Raw genomic sequence first — 19,126 nt, 5'->3', positions numbered from 1 at the left:
CGAATTATACTCACTCCTTATCTTAACCAAATGCTTAATTGAGTAAGGTACAAGTATTTAAATATAAATTAGCAAAAATTAGCAAAAATTAGCAAAAAATATAAATTGATTTAATTGTAGTGGTAGTGAAATGTTGATAATGGAAAATAATCCAAATATTGGTGATAGGAAAAACGATACATCAAACAATCATTTTTGGGAAGATAAGCAAATTACATCTATATTAGGCTACCCAGTCAAAAGGATTGTTCGCGATCGCCAAGGTAATATCATTCTCAACGTTGGAGACATTATCGGTTTTCGCGCAGTAGAACAAGTTAAACAAGCCGATGTTCTTGATTGTTTATTTCGTGCAGTTTATCGTAAATAATTATTTGTATACGGAGTAGGGGACAGAAAATAGTTAACTAAAAGCGAGGAGTTACACCGTTTCTGTATAAAGCGCCGAATTCAGCCTACGCAGGTAGGCTTTGTTTGAGTAGCCCCATTCTTCCAGAATGAGGGCAATTTTGTGTCATTACTTCCTTATACTACGTTTCGGTGGCAATGACAAATTCTCGTTTTGTAAGTATTGAAGTAGAAACTAGACCTGTAGATTGATTGCATTTGTATAGATACAGCTTACGTTGAATTTGGGTTAAGTATTTGAAAGTAAACCCATATACAAAGATTTATGAAAGACTTGAAAGGTAAGAACGTTATTATTGCGGGTGCTGGTAAAGGAATTGGTAGAGCGATCGCGATCCGTTTTGCTCAAGAAGGGGCAAATATTGCTTTAAATTATTACGAGCAGTCGTCCTCACAAGATACCCAAGAAATGATGCTAAGGGAGCAAACAAGCCTCCAAATCGAAAGTCACGGTGTTAAGCATCTGGTAATTCAGGCTGATATATCTCAGGAAGAGGATGTAGTAAATATGTTCTCTAAAACTGTAGATAGTTTGGGTGGTATAGACATTTTAATTAATAATGCTGGCATTCACGCAAATGGTGCTTCTTCTCACGAAATAAACATCTCTGAGTTTGACCGGATAATTGCCGTTAATCTCAGAGGAACTTATATTTGCTCCCGCGAAGCGATTAAGCATTTTCTAGAAACAAGCCACAGTGGTGTAATTATCAATAATTCTAGCGTCTACGAAGTCATTCCCAGACCTTATTACGCGGCTTATTCTGCGAGTAAAGGAGGTATGGAAAATTTGACCCGGACTCTGGCTTTAGAATATGCAGATAAAGGTATCCGGATTAATTCCATTGCACCAGGAGCTACAGCTTTACCCATCAACCCTTGGGCTTCTTCACCCGATGAAAAAGCCAAAGTAGAGCAGCACATCCCCATGCGTCGTACCGGAACCCCCGAAGAAATGGCTGCTGTAGTCGCGTTTCTTGCTTCTGAGGAAGCCTCTTACATCACCGGACAAACTATATTTGTCGATGGTGGATTAACCTTATATCCAGATTTTCGTCAGCCTTGGTCATAATTGTAGCAAAAGTTCAAGTTTAATTTATAACTCTTAACTTTATAACTCCCAACTCCATCCGAATTACCCACATAGATAGAGTTGAGTTAAAAAAAACGTTTCTCACGATAGAGGGACAAGGAAAAGTCAATAGTTAATATAAATAAGTAAGAAAGAAGCGAATCAATAACGACCAATTTTTTTGGTTAATTATAAAAAAGTAAAGGAGTCAATTATGAGCGCAGAAGATAAAGTAAAAGCAACTGCTAAAAACATCGAAGGTAAAGCTCAAGAAGCATTGGGTAACGTTACAGGCGATCCCGAAGACCAAGCAAAGGGTAAAGCTAAGCAAGCTGAAGCTTCCGGTCGTCACGCTGTTGAAGACGCTAAAGATAACATCAAAAAAGCGATTGACTAATTTTCATTAAGCTTGATTTGATAAGGTTGTAGTAATTCTAAAATAGATTAGTGCTACTTTTTTGGTAAATTTGAGTTTTCTTAATTCAGGAGTTAGAATTTTATCTAGCTCCTGAATTATTATATAGTCCTGCTTTTTTCCTTTTGATTGATAGGAACTTAGCATTAGCCTATAAAGTATGACCTAAATTAATGATTGACAAGTGACAGCGAAAAGTGTGAGAATTTTTACTAATTTCCGATTGAAATATATCTGGCTTATTAACTAATTTGTTGTTCAAACTTGGGCTTTCATGATGAATATTTCTTTTAACTACGTTTTAGCAGAGCTAATCGACAACTCCTATGGTGGTGGTTCTGACTACTATATGTCTCTGACAGGGATTGTTGTTGTCGGCTTTATTGCAGCTACTACCATCGGCTCCATTGCTTGGTACAATTCCAAACGTCCTGTAGGTTGGGAAGATAAAGAACGTCCTGATATTGTTCCAGATGTTGAGAAGTCAGAACACCCCGGCTTGTAGTATATTTTTATATAAATTAAACCCCGACCTATATTTAAAATACATAAGTCAGGGTTTAGTTTGATCAACAACAAAAAATCAAAAGAATCCGATCATCTTTGACTTTTAAGCTGTGTTTAGAAGTTGTACCCTACACCCAAAAGTAATCCTACACTGGTGTCACCAGAAAAGCCGACGTTAACACCTCCAGTTGCGGTAATTTTATCGGAAACGGGAACGTCAACTCCTCCGGTAAGCAGGAAACCAACATCAGCATCATTATCAGTATTGATTGAAACCCCCGCACCTAAATAAGGTGCAACACTAAGTCTTTGAGTTCCTGTATTTGCAACGTCATTAACAGGAAAGTCAATTGTTAAAGGAACTAAAAATACAACGTCATCATTAATTAAAGCTGATGGACGTATGGAAAAGTTTCTGCTCAAACCGATTTTGCTAATTACTGAAAAAGCACTATCACCCAACGTACTATTGTCATCGAATCCAATAAATCCACCGACTCCAATGTAGCTAGGACCGGAACGAGTGGTTGTACCGGGTGAAAACTGTGCGACTTTTTCAGGAGTCTGGACGTATGCTGGGTTATTTTGGGGTTGTGCTTCGATTTGAGGGGTTTGTGCTTGAGCTTTTACTCCACCCGCAAAAATAGCTGCACTGATGCTAGCAATGGAACAAGCAAGTTTTAGTTGTCGAAAGTTCATGTGGTTTGTTTATCCTCTGTTAATTTGCAAACTAATTTAAATCAAATAAATATCGCACTAATAGAGCAATGCTAAAACTGTAAATAAGCCGTTTTTGCAGAAAAACTTCTTTGAAAGAATTAGTCAAGTGTAGCTCAACATAATACTATAAATTGGGTTATGAAAAAGTTGAATATTATCAAAATTTGATGAAGTTAAAAAACTGACTTTCTTCTCCTTTAATCTACAAAAGTGATTTTAAATTTGTATTTCAGATTGCTTCTATAGTACTTGATTTGACCTGCTTTATGCTTCACCCCTAAGAGCAAGATTAAAATCAGCCCTAAGAGAGAAAAAAGGAGATAAATCAATATTTATGGCGCTTTTCGGTTAAGTGCAATACATTTAGCGGAATCTCACCCAGACGTATTGCTCCCCTCTCCTGATTCTAGGAAAGGGGATGAGGGTGAGGTTAATTTTGTATTCTATTCAAATAAAAACCGCTATATTGCAGGAAGCGATGTATATTGTAATTTTCGGTTGAGTGAGTTGCCTTAACTTTGCACAAACATTTGAAAACCCCATAAATAAATTGGGGTTCTACTTGTGCTTAATAATTTCTACAGTTAAAGCCAAATTAGGCTCTATTACCATTTGCGATCGCCATCTTCATCTACTCGTGCTTGACGAATTACGTCAGAAATCTCTTCAGCATCTTTGACGTGGTGTAATGCTTCTTCTTCCCCAGTTTCTTTATCTTCTGTGACAAAGTAAGTAGGAACAGTAATGTGATCTCCAGTAATATCTGGTGCATCTACAGCTACTTGCTGCGCTTTTTCATCTATAGACTTGCTTTCATCAATTCTGTCTCCAGGATTTAACACATGGGGACTATCTGCATTTTTTAATTCTTGCTTTTGTCGATCTTTTTGTTCAAAATCAACTTGTTCGGGGGTTAAAGGTTGTTTGTTATCTTGATTAGCCATATTTACAGTCCTAAATTATGATTTACTTCCCTGATATCGCGGGGTTTACAAAAAAGAATAGATTCTCTTGGCAAGGGGAACGACAATTAATTAAGAAGCGATTAATTGTTCTTTACTAAGATTTAATAGCATCCCCGTCCTCTAAACTACTTTCCAGCGGTCCAAGAGAATCTCTACATTATACTTATTATGCAGCACTTCTGGTAACTAAACCCCAGATGAAGATTGCAACCATTGCACCAATGATAGCTACAATAATCGAACCAATATTTAAACCAGCGCTTGCAACTAATGCTAATTTTCCAGTATTTAAGAATGTAAAGATCATTCCACCAACAAATGCACCAACTATACCTAAAACCATTGTTGCGAGGATTCCACCACCTTGATGACCGGGGTAGATAGCTTTAGCGATCGCACCAGCAATAAGACCTAAAACTATCCATGCAATTATGTTACCCATGATTCTGTTCTCCTCAACAAGAGTTGTGTTTGTTTTCTTATCCCTAATTTATCAATTTTCAACTGGAAAGCAAATCTATAGTGAGAAGTAATATTGATATTCGAGAGGAATAGAAATTTGTTCTTAAGTATATCGAACTATGTAAATAATCCTTTTGTGAAAATTAGTATGGAATTATGAAGTTGAAATCAATCGAATCAACTTCCTAATGCGTTTTAAGTATTTATTTAAGATACAAAGTATGAATTAACACACAAATATTTATTGTCTGAACTCAAGAAGCGAATCCTCCTTTAGACTTAGTTTTACCTTTCTTATTACCCTTTCCCTTGACTTCTGATAATGCTTCTTGGAACAGGTTATGTAGATGTATTGGAACGCTAGCAACTTCTGGTAATACTGGATTTAAACTTTTGTTAAATTCACTTAACAAGTTAGTATAATCTTGCTTTAAATCAAATTCCGGTCGATTTAAGACTTGCTGTAAGAGTTTTTCTAATTGTTCGGGGTATTCTGCTGATAAACGCTGCCAAACACAGGCTTTAATATCGGGAGATTCCAAATATTCCCGTACTAATTTATCTGCATTTATTTCGCGATCAATATTCCCATCTAAAAGCATCTTAAATTGAGTATAGTTTGTTAAAAATATTTGTCCCCAACGAGGAAAGCTCAATACAGTAACTTGTTCGGCTTTTTTAAGGTGTGGAGGTAATTCTACTTTAGGCATGACCATTTTAAGGCTTTTGTTGCTGTTCAACACCTGAGAAACGGCTTTCGCTTCCATACCCATTCCTTCAGTAACTTCCGCCATCTCTTCATCCGTAATACCGCTTTCTTGCGCCATTTCCTTAAGAGATTTGGAGCTATCGATCCCCGCTGCTGCTAATCTGCTTTGAGTTACTTGTTCTTGAAGTTCGCTGAGCTTTTGTTCTAATTGATATCCCGGCAAAGTTATTTCATCACTGTTGAAAAAGTCAATAAACCCTTGGTGGTATTTTTCCACAGAAAGCCATGCTTCCTCAAGTAATTCCGGAGCATCACCGTATAAATAATTTTGGTAATTGTTCTTAAAATTGCCAATTGCTACAGCTAATTTTGGTTTACCCAACCGACCCATGATGGTAACTGGAGAAGAAAACATCCAGTATTGATCGTTTACTGGTGCAATTCGTCCTAATAAGATTTCTGCAACTTTTGCACGTTTTAATTGTTGTTCTTGCTCGCTAATTTTAATCACATATTGTTTTTCTGTTAACCAGTTTGTCAATTCAAAACCATCATCAAAAATTTGGTTAACTACAAATAAACCAGCAAAACTGCGCTGAAAATTATGAACAATATCTCGCTGTTCGGGAGATAAATCGGGGTGGGATTGCAAAAATAGATCGATTGGTTGCTTGTCTCCGACCTTACCTTCAGTCAGAAACATATTCAGCACCATTTCATTCTGAACCGCACCCGTATATTGGGATTCGGAAAAATTCGCTAATTGTTTTGCGCTAAAAGCTTCTAAAGATACGGCTAAATCGTCTTCAGCTTCTAAAACAAAATCTAGTAATTCTGAATGTAACTCTTTAGCCGTTGATAAAATTGCGTCCACAGTCCTACACCTTAATTGCGCTTTGTGATTTCTACCTTAATACCATGTTCGGGTCGCAAAGTTATCGAAGGTTGAGGAACGATCGCATGGTCTGGGACAAGATTTAGTTTATACTTTTGAGCAATAGTAGCAAGTATTAATACTGCTTCCATCATCGCAAAACCCTTACCAATACAAATGCGTGGGCCATCACCAAAAGGTATATAAACACCTCTGGGTAAGCGTTTTTCTAAATCATCCCAACGTTCGGGGATAAATTCTTCCGAATTCTCAAAATATTTAGGATGACGATGCATTACCCACTGACTGATCATCACCACACATCCAGCAGGAATTTGATAACCATCAAGCTGGTAATCTTCCACAGCTTCGCGTCCAAAAATCGATACCGGGGGATACAATCGCATCGACTCTTTGATTACCATATTGGCGTATTGTAAACGCGGTAAATCTTCAATAGTCGGTAAACGTCCATCCAAAACGGTTTTTAACTCATCCTGTAATTTAGCTTCAACCTGGGGATGTTGAGCCAAAAGCATCCACGTCCAAGATAAAGCATTGGCAGTAGTTTCGTGACCTGCTAGCATCAAAGTAGCTACTTCATCGCGCAATTGGCGATCGCTCATTTGGGAGTTATCATCTTCATCCCGTGCTTGCATCAACATTGACAGTAAATCTGTACCATTTTCGTTATTATGGCGTTTTTGCTGAATCAGACTGTAAATACTTTCATTCATTTTTTGAATAGCATTGCGATAGCGGATATTTTCCGGTCTGGGGAACCATTCCCAAATCAAAAAATTCTGCTTACGCTTGCTTTCAAACCAATTCATCGCTACATCTAATGCATTAGCGACATCTTTCGCTTCTCCCTCGCTGACATCTTGGTCAAAAATGCACTTCATCACAATTTTGAGAGTTAAGCTCATCATATCAGCGTGAACGTCGCGGATTTCCCCATCAACCCAGTCACTCGTTGCTTCACTGTATTCCACCATCACCGTTCCGTAACCATTAATTTGTTTTTGGTGGAAAACGGGTTGTACTAATCGACGTTGACGAAACCAAGATTCCCCTTCATTAGTCAGTAAACCTTCACCCAGCAAAGTTTTTAGAGCGCGAAATCCTCTACTTTTAATAAACGAATTGCGTTCCTTGAGAACCTGTTCAATATAATCGGGATTAACAATCAAACAAGCAGGAGTTAATCCCAACTGTAAAGGAATAATATCTCCATAATTGCGACCGCAATCTGTTAAAAACTCTAAAGGATGGTTTCCCAAATCCAGTAAGTGACCCGCAATAGAACTTCCTTTCGGAGCATCAAGTTCAAATATATCTTTCATAATCAACGATCAATGAACAGCTATCAGTTAATAATAATTTAACAATGACTGTAAATATATTTGTTCTTTTGCTTATCATTCTTAACTTACATCTTTAGTATTAGAATGGGAAATAGGGACGTGAACAGATGTATTACTGTTCGCTGTTTACTGGCAAACTAATTGTAAATAAACTTCCATTATCTGGTTCGGATTCTACATTAATAGAGCCTTCATGTGCTTCGATAATACAACGAGATAAATATAACCCCAAACCGCTACCGGAATTTTTGTGTTTACCCGGTCGAAATCTCTCGAATAATATTGTTTGTTCTTCTGGTGAAATTCCGGTTCCTGTATCTTTGATTTTAATTTCTGCTGTTTGTGAATCTAGCTGTAAACTAATTTCGATAAATCCCTGACTGGTAAATTTAATTGCATTTCCGATTAGATTAGTCAAGACTCGTTTGATTTCTATTCTGTCAGCAACAATATTAGATCCAGTCTCTTGTGGATTTTCATCTTGTAAATTTAACTTTAGGGTTAATCCTTTTTCTTCAGCTAAAGGAGTTAATTCTTGAACGACATCGCGGACTAAATCGGAAATATTAATTTTATCGAGGTTAATTTGTTTGCAATCAGCTTCATAACGATAAACTTCGAGCAAACTATTTACCATGTGTAGCAAGTCATCGTTGCTAGTAATCATGGTGCTGAATATCTGCTCAACTGGTGGAGATACTTCAAAAAATCTCCCTTCACGCAATAACTTTAAAATGCGATTGGAAGCAGCTAAAGGTGTTCTCAGGTCGTGGGTGAAGCGGGAAACAAAATCTTGACGCAAACTTGCCATATGGTCGCGTTCATCTATACTGTGTTTGAGACGTAATAGGCTACGTACTCGCGCTTGAAGCTCATCAGCATCGACTGGTTTGTGAATAAAATCATCTGCACCCGCATCTAATCCTTCCACAACGCTGATGCTATCGTAAGCCGTAATCAATAAAATAGGAATAAATGGTAACTGTTGATTTTGACGAATACGACGGGTAAATTCATAACCATCCATTTCCGGCATCATTACATCTAAAAGAATCAAATCTGGTGGAGATTCTTCCACGATCGCCAAAGCTATTTTACTATCTTCATGAACTTCAATTTCATATCCTTCATCTTCCAAAATAGTTTCGATGACTAATAAGTTATCAAAAATATCGTCAACTACTAAGATGCGGTCTTTTTTTTCTCGTTTGCGATCGGACATAATATTTTCTACCTAAAAATGGGTAATTCTCACCCTCATATTTTTTTGCTTTTATAAAGTTTAAAATACTTTATATATATTATGAAATTTTAAGTTACTTTAACTAATATTTTTTTCTGTACCCTATTCCCTATTCCCTAGTTCCTATTCCTCTACTTTAATATAGCGCGGTAATTCCACTATGAACGTCGAACCTTTGTCAACTTCGCTGTCAACTAAAATGCGACCATCCATCATTTTGATTAAAGATTCGGTAATTGCTAAACCCAATCCCGTACCGGCATATTTACGCGAAATTGATTGATTAATCTGCCGAAATGGTTCAAAAATATGTTTAATATCACTTGCAGAAATCCCAATACCCGTATCTTCAATAACAATCCCAAGGTGAGTATCTGATATTTCCTTTGCTTGGATGGAAACCATTCCTTGATCGGTAAATTTAATCGCATTGGAAATCAAGTTTACTAAAACCTGACGAACGCGGGTCTTATCATTAAATACCTTAGTATTCTGGAGATTATTTTTAATTTTTAAATCTAATTTTTTATTGACTTTTAAAGAGCGTAGTTCATCGACAGTCGTATTAATTAACTGAGATAAATCGAATTCTTCAGGATGTAATTCTAAACCCCCTGCTTCGATTTTAGATAAGTCAAGGATATCGCTAATCAAAACCAGTAAATTTTTACCGTTATTATGAATGCGTTCGATCATATCTACTTGAGCATCAGAAAAATTACCTTTGTTTTTACGCTGTAACATTTGTGAAAATGCCATAATCGCATTCAAAGGAGTTCGCAATTCGTGCGACATTGTGGCTAAAAATTTTGATTTAATCTCTGAAGCTTCTAATAATTTTAAATTTTGTACGTGAATTTGTTCTTTCTTTTCTTCTAATTCCTTATTTTTCTTCTTCAACAGTTCGTTACTTTCTCGTAACTGTTGATTAAATAACTCTATTCGTGCTTCCACTTCATAGACACGAATCACATTTCTCAAAGTTGCGCTGAGTAAATCCGGAGTAATTCTTGACTTAGTAATATAGTCGGAAGCACCTGCTTTCATTAAGTCTACCGCAGTTTGTTCGTCTCCCTGTCCGGTTAAAACTATCAACGGCACTTTAGAACCGGAATTTCGGATTTCTTGCACCAAAGCTAATCCATCTTTCCCCGGTAAAAGGTAATCGACAAAAATACAGTCAAAGTCATTTTCTGCTAGGATTTCAACAGCTGCTAAATAGTCGCTTGCTTCAAACAGCTTCATTTTGATACCTGCTGTTTTCAAAGCACGACTAACAGCCATGCGGTCTACTTCATCATCATCGACAATTAAAATTTTCAGATTTTCTTCCATAGACTTGAAAAAGCAACAAGCTAAAAAGGTATGATATTTCCTTTATTTATAGGACTTACGCAACTGGCACATTTTTTTGTAGGGTGCTAGTACACAGACTAATTATCAACCTAGTAATAAGACGGTGAGTGTACGGCACCATCCGAGTCTTGTGACAATCGCGTAAGTCCTGATTTATTTGTTATATGAGTTTATTATCTTAAATATATTGGCGATTTTTTGTTAGCTATTACATATTTATATACTAAAGTTAATCAAACTTCTACAGGATAATCTACTTAATAAATGGGTATGTTTTTTTAATAGAAAGCATAATAATTTATGATTTTTAACATCTGAAAATTTCCTAATGTACATTTTAGTTAATTAGGCATTTCAGACGAAGACCAATATCTATTAAGAGTTGCCATTAAATCGACAAACTTGGAAAAAGTTACTGGCTTTAATAGATAACCAGCGACATTCAAATCGAAAGCTTCGATCATGTCTCGATCCTGGTTGGATGTTGTCAGCATCACAACTGGGGTTAATTTTAAATTTTTATCCGCACGCAAGGCTTGTAGAAATTCCAAACCGCTCATTTTAGGCATATTAATATCAAGCAAAATCAAACGTCGCTCATTGGGTACTTGGGAAACTTGTTGATTCTCTCCCCGCAACATCGTCAGCGCTTCGATTCCGTTCCTAGCTACATACAGTGGATTGTTAATGTGAGCCTTCTTGAACGCTCGCTCGACGTTCATAATGTCTACTTCGTCATCTTCCACAAGTAAGACATTTACTATTCTGTCATTTTCCTGCATTGTAATTTACGATAAATCCTTTAAATGCCTATGTAAAAATTAATAGAGCATTCTAAAAGTTGTACTCTAATGAATTGTAAACTGATAGTTGCACGGCGGTGTCCGACCATTAGTGAGGATTCGATCTGAAATCGCCTATACCTATCGGATGAAGTACTATTGTTCTACCTTTGTTCTAAGTTGTTTTCAACCAGGTGAAACGAAAGGTTGCTCCTTTACCAAACTCGGAGTCTAAGCTGATTTTACCACCCTCCGACTCAACAATTTTTTTGACAATAGATAAACCAACGCCGGTATTTTCCTTGCGATCGCGAGATTCGAGGGTTTGAAAGATCGTGAAAACCTTATCGTTATTTTTGGGGTCAATACCGCGACCGTCATCAGCAACGATAAACTGATAAAATTCCCCACTGTCTTCTACGGAAATTTTTAAGTTACCATCATCGCGGGGATGATGTTTAATCGCATTACTAATTAAATTCGCAAATACCTGACTTAAAAGCAATTTTTTGGTGATAAATACCGGCATTTCGGGAGCAATTTCGATGTTAAACGTTGCTGGAGGGTTAAGCGAATCGGTAATTTCTGCTAACAGTTCGCTAACATCAACTTTTTCCGATGAAGTTTGAGTTCTTCCTACCCGCGAATATTGCAGCAAACCATCAATCAAAGTTTCCATACGGTAAACTCGTTTTCTTAAAAGTTGGAGTTGCTCTTGATTCTCCGGTGCTAAATTATCTTTAGCATCTTCTTCCAACCATTGAGAAAGATTGACAATTCCTCTTAAAGGTGCTTTTAAATCGTGAGAAGCGATGTAAGCAAAGCTGTCTAATTCTTGATTACGTTCGGTCAAAGCTTGATTAGTATTTGCTAATAATAAACTTAATCTGGATAATTCTTGAACGTTCGCTTCTAGTTTTTGTCTTACTTGTTGTCTTTCGGTAATATCGCGGATAATTACCATCTTACCGCTACCGTCTTCTAAGTCGCTGATCGATATTTCAACCGGAAAGTTTTCCCCTACTTGACGATTACCTAAAGCGTACATAGGTAAACCTTGATGTGTCGCAGAAATATTTAAATTAAGTTGGGATTTTTCAGTTTCTTGTGTATCATAAATCAATAAATTAAGATTTTTACCCATTACTTGTTGAGGTTGATAACCAAACATCGTTACTGCTGCTTGATTAAAACTATCAATATGATTGTATCTATCTAAAGTAATAATTCCATCTACTATATTCTCCATGATTCCTTTAAGCAGACTTTTCTTTTCTTGGATTTGTAATTGCTGTCCTTCAATTTGCCAATCAAGCTTGCTGAATAAATAAATTGCTCCGACATAGCTTGAGATACTAATCGTAACCGTAAACCATAGTATATTAGTATTTTTATCGCGAATATTGTCTAAATTTTGACGATAGATATCTAGCTGATGTAATTCTTCTTCCTGGAAAACGTCAATTACCTCGCGAATTGTATCCATGAGGTTTTTACCTTGATAAAGCAAATCATCTGCTGATGGTATTGTGTTGCTTTGTGTTTGTTCAAGCTTTTTGATTCTTTGATCTAAAATATCAATATTTTTCTGGGCTAAGTCTTCGATCTGTTTAAATTTTTTCCCTTGAGCATCATCGGGTAAGTTTTTATTTAACCGATTGATAATCTTTGGTAATTCTAGACGTGCTTGATTGTAGGGTTGTAAAAATGTCGGATTGCGAGAAATTATATAGCCGCGAGTTCCTGTTTCCGCATCTAATAAAATTTTTAGTAATCTATTGCTATCTAAAAGTACCGTTTTTGTATGGTCAATCTGCTGATAAGTTGCGATCGCATTTTGTCTTGACCACCCAGAAGCAATTAAAGTTACAATCAAGCAAGAAAAAGGAAGCGCGACGATAATTGCACCCCGATAGCGGACTGGTAAAGAGTGCCAAATGTTAGTAGTTTTTGTAAATAAATTAAGTTGGGGCATTATCCATAATTATTTATGCCAAGTAAAACAAAAAGTTGCGCCTTTCCCAACATCAGAATCCACAGTAATTGTAGCTCCTTCACCTTCAAGAATTTTTTTCACAATCGATAAACCGACTCCAGTACCTTCTTTGCGATCGCGGGCTTGTAAAGTTTGGAAAATTACAAATATTTTATCGTGATATTGAGGAGAAATCCCCGGACCATCATCAGATATCGCGAATTCATAATATCCGGCTTTTTCTTCTACAGAAATATTTATGTGACCTGACGAACCATGATGATGAGTAATCGCATTGTCAATTAAATTGATTAATACTCGCTTTAACATGATACCTTTCGTATTTAAGATCGGCATCGGATGTTTTACTTCGATGGTAAAATTTTCTGGTGGAGCAAGGTTTTCAATTATTTCCTCTAAAAGCATCCCCACATCGACCATTTCTTCCGCAACGTCAACACGTCCGATACGAGAATATTGCAGCAACCCATCAATTAAAGCTTCCATCCGGTAGACTCGCTGACGCAATAATTCCAAATGATGACGATTTTCAACTTCTAACACCTCCGATAAATCATCCTCCAACCATTGGGAAAGATTAGCGATCGCTCTTAAGGGTGCTTTTAAATCGTGGGATGCAACATAAGCAAATTGATCCAATTCCGAATTACGCTTTCTTAATTGTGCCGTAGTTTGAGTTAATAATATATTTAATTGCTCTAGCTCCTGCGATCGCAGTTGCATTTGAGTTTCCGCTTGTTTACGCTGGCTTATATCTTGAATCACACCGAGAAAATATTCTGGTGAACCGTTCGCTCGACGCACAAAAGAAACCGTCATCTCTACCCAAATGATGGAACCATTTTTACAAACGTAGCGCTTGTCCATCGAGAAATTTTCGGTTCGATCCGCAAGTAAATCGCGAACCTGTTTTAAATCGCTTTCTAGATCGTCTTGATAAGTAATTTCGTGAAATCTTAGTTGTAAAAGCTCCTCGCGACTATAACTCAAAATATCGCATAGCTTCTGATTCACCCGGATAAATTTACCACTCAAATCTGCATGAGCAATACCCACTGCTGCTTGTTCAAACGTTGAACGGAACCGTTTTTCACTTTCTTGTAGCGCTGATTCTGATTGTTTACGTTGAGTAATATCTGTAGCTGTACCGACATAACTAATCACTCGATCCGCATTGATCTCCGGTACAGATTGAACGAATACCCAAACTATAGATTGATCGGGACGCTGAAAGCGAAACTCGCATTCAAGGGGTATTTGCTGTTTTATTGTCCGCTCTACCTCTGCTTCGACTCGCGCTTTATCTTCAGGATGAATTATTTCGCGCCATCCTTGATGAACTACCTGTTCAAAACTATACCCCGTAATCTCGCACCAGCGTTGATTTACGTAAGATAAATTGGCGGATGTGTCATAACTAAAAATACCAACTGGAGAAATTTGAGCTAAAGTACTGTAGCGACGTTCGCTCTCCTGTAAAGCCTGCTGCTGTTTTTTGCGATTAGTAATATCGGTAACAGTTCCAGCCATCCGCAAAGCTTGACCCGTGTCATCATAATAATAGCGACCGTAGGATTCAACCCAACGCACAACACCATCGGGTAAAACTATCCGATACTCGCAAACATAATCTTGATGCTCTCGTAAAGCAATTTTCCAAGCAGCTTCAGCTAAAGGTAAATCATCCGGATGAATGCGAGCAGACCAATCTTCATAGGTACGTTCTCCATTACTCGGTTCGTAACCAAAAATAACATCGTGGTAGGGAGTCCATATATTTTTATTCGTAAATGAATCCCAATGCCAAGAACCCATTTTAGCCGCATCTAAGGCTAAAGTTAGCCTTTCAAAGTATTTTTCAACTTCTAAATTTGCTTCTTGATTTGATTGCTGTTTTGAAGCGATCGCATTTTGATCGCAAGCAACTACACCATCGTGATACTCAGAAAGCAAAATTTTGAGAAATTCTTTATGTTCTTCTAATTCAGCATCTTTGCGTTTTGCTTCGTCAATATTATGACAAACCGCTACCCACTCAATTATTTGTCTATGTTCATCAAAATAAGGCTGAGCAGAAGCTGCATACCAATAAGCTTGATTATCTTGATGTATAATTCTAAATTCATCTTTCCATATTCGCCGTGCTTGAATCGCCGACAACCAAGACTCAGCAACCCGATTGCGTTGTTGTGGGTCAACTGCTTGCAGAAAATTTAAACCCAAAGATTGATTTTCATCCAATCCAGTTAATTGGTACCATTGTTGATTAAAATAGGTAGCCTGCCCATCTGCATTTGCACACCAAATAACCTGCGCGATCGCCTGCATAATTCGCCCCAACCGAGCATCAGTTTGGGTGGTAAGATTATTTTCAGCAGGATAACGATTTTGATTCATAGCTAAGGACATGGAGCATGGGGCATAGGGCATTAGGCATTAGGAGTTAAAAATTTTGAACTTTTGACTTTTGACCTTTAACCTTTATCTATATATAGTTGTTTAAATATTGTTTTTCATAGCTTCTGTAGTCCAGTTATTTAATATATATGTATCTATCGTGGGGATGAAATAAAAAAATTGAATTTATAACTATTTGTAAACATAAGACTTGTGATGATTTGACGATAGGTGTAAATGTATTTAATAAAATAAACATAAAGTTTTTTGTAGAATAGCTCTGCTATGTTAAATAGGGTTTTAAATAATATGGGTAAAGGTTGCTTGATATGAATGAAATTAGAGTAGTTGTAATTGAAGACCATAACTTGACCAGAATTGGGCTACGAGCGGCTTTGGAAACACGCGAAACAATTAAAATTGTTGGTGAAGCTGCGAACGGAACAGATGGTTTAAATCTGCTCAAGAGTTTAAAACCGGATGTTGCTACCATCGACCTTGGTTTACCCGATATAGATGGGATTGAATTAACGCGAAGATTTCGGCAATATCAAGCAGAGATTCAGAACGAAGATACAAAGCTATTAGTTTTAACCATGCAAAACAGCGATGAAGCCGTATTAGCAGCTTTTGGTGCTGGTGCTGATTCTTACTGCATGAAAGATATTGAAAGCGAAAAATTAGTAGAAGCAGTAGAAGCGACCGCTGCAAGTAGTTCTTGGATTGACCCAACCATTGCAGATATTGTACTCCGACAAGTACGTCAAGAAGCAGCTCAAGGGAAAGCAGGTGCAGATGCAAAAACTGTAGCAATTCAAGCGGTAGATGCAGAAGTTGAAAAAGTTATAGAAACTTATCCCTTGACCAAACGAGAATTGGAAGTATTAGAACTAATAGTTTCTGGATGCGACAATGCAGAAATTGCTAAAAGACTATACTTAACAATCGGCACAGTCAAAACCCATGTCCGAGGAATTCTCAGCAAACTTTGCGTTGACGATCGCACCCAAGCAGCAGTTCGTGCATTGCGATCGGGTATCGTGCAGTAAGTTGGGAGTTAGGAGTTATAAGTTATGAGTTAGGAGTTAGGAGTTAGGAGTTAGGAGTTATAAATTATTCCTCCCCCCCATCCCCCCATCCCCTTGTCCCCCCATCCCCTTGTCCCCCCATCCCCATCCCCCATACATCCCGTAAAATTATTATGGCGCTCGTAGTTCAAAAATACGGTGGTTCTTCTGTCGGTTCAGTTGAACGCATTCAAGCGGTAGCAAAGCGCGTTTGTGAAACGGTTAAGGCTGGAAATTCGCTGGTTGTGGTAGTTTCGGCAATGGGTAAATCGACTGATGGACTTGTGAAACTTGCCTCTGAAATTTCTCCTAACCCTTCAAGACGAGAAATGGATATGTTGCTTTCTACTGGGGAGCAGGTATCTATTGCTTTACTAAGTATGGCATTGCAGGAAATCGGACAGCCAGCGGTTTCTTTAACGGGGGTACAGGTGGGAATTGTTACTGAAGCCGAACACACCCGCGCTCGGATTTTACATATTGCTACTCAACGCATCGAGAAATGTTTGTTAGAAGGTCTGGTCGTTGTAGTTGCTGGTTTCCAGGGGATGAGCAGCACAGAAGAAATCGAAATTACCACCTTGGGACGCGGCGGCTCCGACACTTCAGCGGTGGCGATCGCCGCTGCCTTGAATGCAGAAAAATGTGAAATTTATACAGACGTACCGGGGATATTAACTACAGACCCCCGTTTGGTTCCAGAAGCGCGATTGATGGAACAAATTACCAGCGATGAAATGTTGGAATTGGCTTCCTTGGGAGCAAAAGTGCTGCATCCCCGCGCTGTAGAAATAGCCCGTAATTATGGTGTGCGTTTGGTGGTGCGTTCCAGTTGGACAGACGACCCCGGTACTATCGTTGATTCACCCCCCCCAAAACCGCGATCGCTAACTAATTTAGAAATAGCGCGACCCGTTGATGATGTTGAATTTGATACTAATCAAGCTAAAGTCTCTTTATTGCGCGTACCCGATAAACCAGGGGTAGCAGCAAGGCTATTCGGCGAAATTGCGCGTCAGAAAGTAGACGTAGATTTAATTATTCAGTCCATACACGAAGGTAATACAAACGACATAGCCTTCACCGTAATGACACCGATATTAAAAAAAGCCGAAGCAGTTGCAGTTGCGATCGCGCCAGCACTCCGAGCTAACAACAATGAAGAAGTTGAACAAGCCGAAGTTATGATACAGCAGCAGATTGCCAAAGTAAGTATAGTCGGTGCGGGAATGATTGGTCGTCCGGGTGTAGCAGCGGAAATGTTCGCCACCTTAGCGCGTAAGGGAGTTAACATCAAGATGATTTCGACGAGCGAAGTCAAAGTTAGTTGCGTCATTGACAGCGTGGATTGTGAAAAAGCCGTAACCGCACTGCGAGAAACATTTGATATAGAAGATTCCCCCTCCTCTCCCCTGCCCCTCCCCCCCTCTTCCCCTCCAGTCAGAGGAGTAGCCCTGGACATGAAACAAGCGCGGTTGGGGATTCGTCGGGTTCCAGATTTACCGGGAATGGCAGGGAACATTTTCGGAACCTTAGCAGAACATAACATCAGCGTTGACATGATTATTCAATCCCAGCGCTGTCATGTCATCAAAGGAGTTCCCACACGGGATATTGCCTTTACAGTAGCCAGAGTAGAAGCACGAGCCGCTCAAGAATTATTGCAAAAAGCAGCAGTCGAATGCGGTTGGGGTGAAGTAGTGCTGGATATGGAAATCGCCAAAGTCAGCATAGTTGGAGCGGGAATGGTAGGACAGCCAGGAGTTGCAGCGAAAATGTTTGCAGCCCTATCCCAAGAACAAATCAACATTCAAATGATTACCACCTCAGAAATTAAAATTAGCTGTGTAGTCGCGGAGCCTGAAGGAGTCAAAGCCTTAAAAGCAATCCATACAGCATTTGAACTGGGGGGAGCAGAAAAGTTTGTCATACCAACGTAGTTAGCAACGATCAACTCTTTCCCAGTCTAACTCGTTCCCAGTCTCTGGCTATTCCAACTCGTTCCCAGTCTCTGGCTATTCCAACTCGTTCCCAGTCTCTGGCTGGGAACGCATTCCAACTCGTTCCCAGTCTCTGGCTATTCCAACTCGTTCCCAGTCTCTGGCTGGGAACGCATTCTGGAAGGCTCTGCCTTCTTTTTATACACCGGAGGCGGAGCCTCCTGCAAGGCATTCCCAGCCGGAGGCTGGGAACGAGAGAGAGACTGGGAACGAGATCGGAGAGAAGAGAAAAATGAGGGCAATATTTAGTTTTTAGTCGAAGACTGGGAACAATATTAATTAGGTAAAGCCTAGTTAATATAAATATTTTACATTACTTTATGGGACGCTCTCGTTATAAATTTATCGAAGATTATCCACAGTTTCTTACCTGCACCGTTGTCAACTGGATTCCTCTATTTAGTCAGCCAGAATTTGCCCAGATAATTATCAAATCCTTAGACTTTCTTTCCAGTAATGAGCGTTTAGCTTTGCACGCTTATATAATTATGGAAAATCACCTTCATTTAATCGCTTCAGCAGAAAATATTTCAAAGGAAATAGCAGCTTTTAAATCATTTACTGCTCGTTCAATAATTGATAGTTTAAAGGATAGTAAAAAAGAATATTTACTTAAACAATTAAAGTTTCACAAAGCATTGCATAAGAATAATCAAGATTATCAATTATGGCAAGAAGGTTCGCATCCACAAGCATTAATAAGCGAAAAAATGCTGATACAAAAGTTGGAATATATACATAATAACCCGGTCAGGCGTGGTTATATAGATGACCCTGCTCACTGGC

Annotated in this window: 17 protein-coding genes; 7 read left to right on the top strand and 10 right to left on the bottom strand. The window is 38.4% G+C overall.

The genetic code is table 11. The annotated features are described in order from the left end of the window. Nucleotides 1-139: 139 nt before the first annotated feature. The 4 genes from VB797_RS30535 to psb35 all read left to right on the top strand — a co-directional run bounded on the left by VB797_RS30535 (nucleotide 140) and on the right by psb35 (nucleotide 2,400). A complete protein-coding gene (locus VB797_RS30535; RefSeq protein ID WP_323241531.1) occupies nucleotides 140-370 on the top strand; it encodes a hypothetical protein in 231 nt (76 codons plus the stop codon). Nucleotides 371-673: 303 nt separating this feature from the next. Beyond that, nucleotides 674-1,480, top strand: a complete 807-nt coding sequence (locus tag VB797_RS30530; RefSeq protein ID WP_323241530.1) for a glucose 1-dehydrogenase — start codon at nucleotides 674-676, stop codon at nucleotides 1,478-1,480. A gap of 214 nt (nucleotides 1,481-1,694) precedes the next feature. After that, nucleotides 1,695-1,877 (top strand): CsbD family protein, encoded by a 183-nt coding sequence (locus tag VB797_RS30525; protein WP_323241529.1) that lies wholly within the window; start codon nucleotides 1,695-1,697, stop codon nucleotides 1,875-1,877. A 367-nt stretch (nucleotides 1,878-2,244) separates the two neighbouring features. Continuing rightward, the gene (gene psb35, locus VB797_RS30520) at nucleotides 2,245-2,400 is read left to right on the top strand and encodes a photosystem II assembly protein Psb35 (protein WP_416350957.1); all 156 of its coding nucleotides are present in this window, start codon (nucleotides 2,245-2,247) and stop codon (nucleotides 2,398-2,400) included. A gap of 116 nt (nucleotides 2,401-2,516) precedes the next feature. Here psb35 and VB797_RS30515 read toward each other — a convergent pair whose 3' ends face one another. The 10 genes from VB797_RS30515 to VB797_RS30470 form a co-directional block, all read right to left on the bottom strand. Next, the gene (locus VB797_RS30515) at nucleotides 2,517-3,101 is read right to left on the bottom strand and encodes a hypothetical protein (protein ID WP_323241528.1); all 585 of its coding nucleotides are present in this window, start codon (nucleotides 3,099-3,101) and stop codon (nucleotides 2,517-2,519) included. Nucleotides 3,102-3,727: 626 nt separating this feature from the next. Further along, the gene (locus VB797_RS30510; RefSeq protein WP_323241527.1) at nucleotides 3,728-4,066 is read right to left on the bottom strand and encodes a hypothetical protein; all 339 of its coding nucleotides are present in this window, start codon (nucleotides 4,064-4,066) and stop codon (nucleotides 3,728-3,730) included. Between the two features lie 187 nt (nucleotides 4,067-4,253). Further along, nucleotides 4,254-4,529: a GlsB/YeaQ/YmgE family stress response membrane protein gene (locus VB797_RS30505; RefSeq protein WP_323241526.1), complete on the bottom strand. Its 276-nt coding sequence runs from the start codon at nucleotides 4,527-4,529 to the stop codon at nucleotides 4,254-4,256. A 274-nt stretch (nucleotides 4,530-4,803) separates the two neighbouring features. After that, nucleotides 4,804-6,132, bottom strand: a complete 1,329-nt coding sequence (locus tag VB797_RS30500; RefSeq protein WP_323241525.1) for a hypothetical protein — start codon at nucleotides 6,130-6,132, stop codon at nucleotides 4,804-4,806. 11 nt (nucleotides 6,133-6,143) lie between these two features. After that, on the bottom strand, nucleotides 6,144-7,481 hold the full coding sequence (locus VB797_RS30495) for a cytochrome P450 (RefSeq protein ID WP_416350956.1): 1,338 nt from the start codon (nucleotides 7,479-7,481) through the stop codon (nucleotides 6,144-6,146). Between the two features lie 130 nt (nucleotides 7,482-7,611). Further along, nucleotides 7,612-8,721 carry a hybrid sensor histidine kinase/response regulator gene (locus VB797_RS30490; protein ID WP_323241523.1) on the bottom strand — a complete coding sequence of 370 codons (1,110 nt, stop codon included), beginning with the start codon at nucleotides 8,719-8,721 and terminating at the stop codon, nucleotides 7,612-7,614. 144 nt (nucleotides 8,722-8,865) lie between these two features. Continuing rightward, on the bottom strand, nucleotides 8,866-10,077 hold the full coding sequence (locus tag VB797_RS30485) for a hybrid sensor histidine kinase/response regulator (protein WP_323241522.1): 1,212 nt from the start codon (nucleotides 10,075-10,077) through the stop codon (nucleotides 8,866-8,868). Between the two features lie 362 nt (nucleotides 10,078-10,439). Beyond that, entirely contained in the window at nucleotides 10,440-10,880 is a 441-nt protein-coding gene (locus VB797_RS30480; RefSeq protein WP_323241521.1) for a response regulator, read from the bottom strand. A 175-nt stretch (nucleotides 10,881-11,055) separates the two neighbouring features. Next, on the bottom strand, nucleotides 11,056-12,855 hold the full coding sequence (locus VB797_RS30475) for a CHASE3 domain-containing protein (protein WP_323241520.1): 1,800 nt from the start codon (nucleotides 12,853-12,855) through the stop codon (nucleotides 11,056-11,058). Between the two features lie 9 nt (nucleotides 12,856-12,864). Further along, nucleotides 12,865-15,273 (bottom strand): PAS domain S-box protein, encoded by a 2,409-nt coding sequence (locus VB797_RS30470; RefSeq protein ID WP_323241519.1) that lies wholly within the window; start codon nucleotides 15,271-15,273, stop codon nucleotides 12,865-12,867. 329 nt (nucleotides 15,274-15,602) lie between these two features. Between VB797_RS30470 and VB797_RS30465 the strand changes: the two genes are divergently transcribed. The 3 genes from VB797_RS30465 to VB797_RS30455 form a co-directional block, all read left to right on the top strand. Continuing rightward, complete coding sequence (locus VB797_RS30465; protein ID WP_323241518.1) at nucleotides 15,603-16,322, top strand: response regulator transcription factor; 720 nt, start codon at nucleotides 15,603-15,605, stop codon at nucleotides 16,320-16,322. Nucleotides 16,323-16,474: 152 nt separating this feature from the next. Then, the gene (locus tag VB797_RS30460) at nucleotides 16,475-18,280 is read left to right on the top strand and encodes an aspartate kinase (protein WP_323241517.1); all 1,806 of its coding nucleotides are present in this window, start codon (nucleotides 16,475-16,477) and stop codon (nucleotides 18,278-18,280) included. Nucleotides 18,281-18,660: 380 nt separating this feature from the next. Then, nucleotides 18,661-19,126: REP-associated tyrosine transposase (locus tag VB797_RS30455; protein WP_323241516.1), on the top strand; the 466-nt coding region annotated here is incomplete at its 3' end.

This window comes from Rivularia sp. UHCC 0363, from assembly GCF_034931125.1.
In the GTDB taxonomy this organism is placed as follows: Bacteria; Cyanobacteriota; Cyanobacteriia; order Cyanobacteriales; family Nostocaceae; genus Rivularia.
The sequence above is the reverse complement of the archived record's forward strand: the minus strand, read 5'-3'. Positions and strand labels throughout refer to the sequence as shown.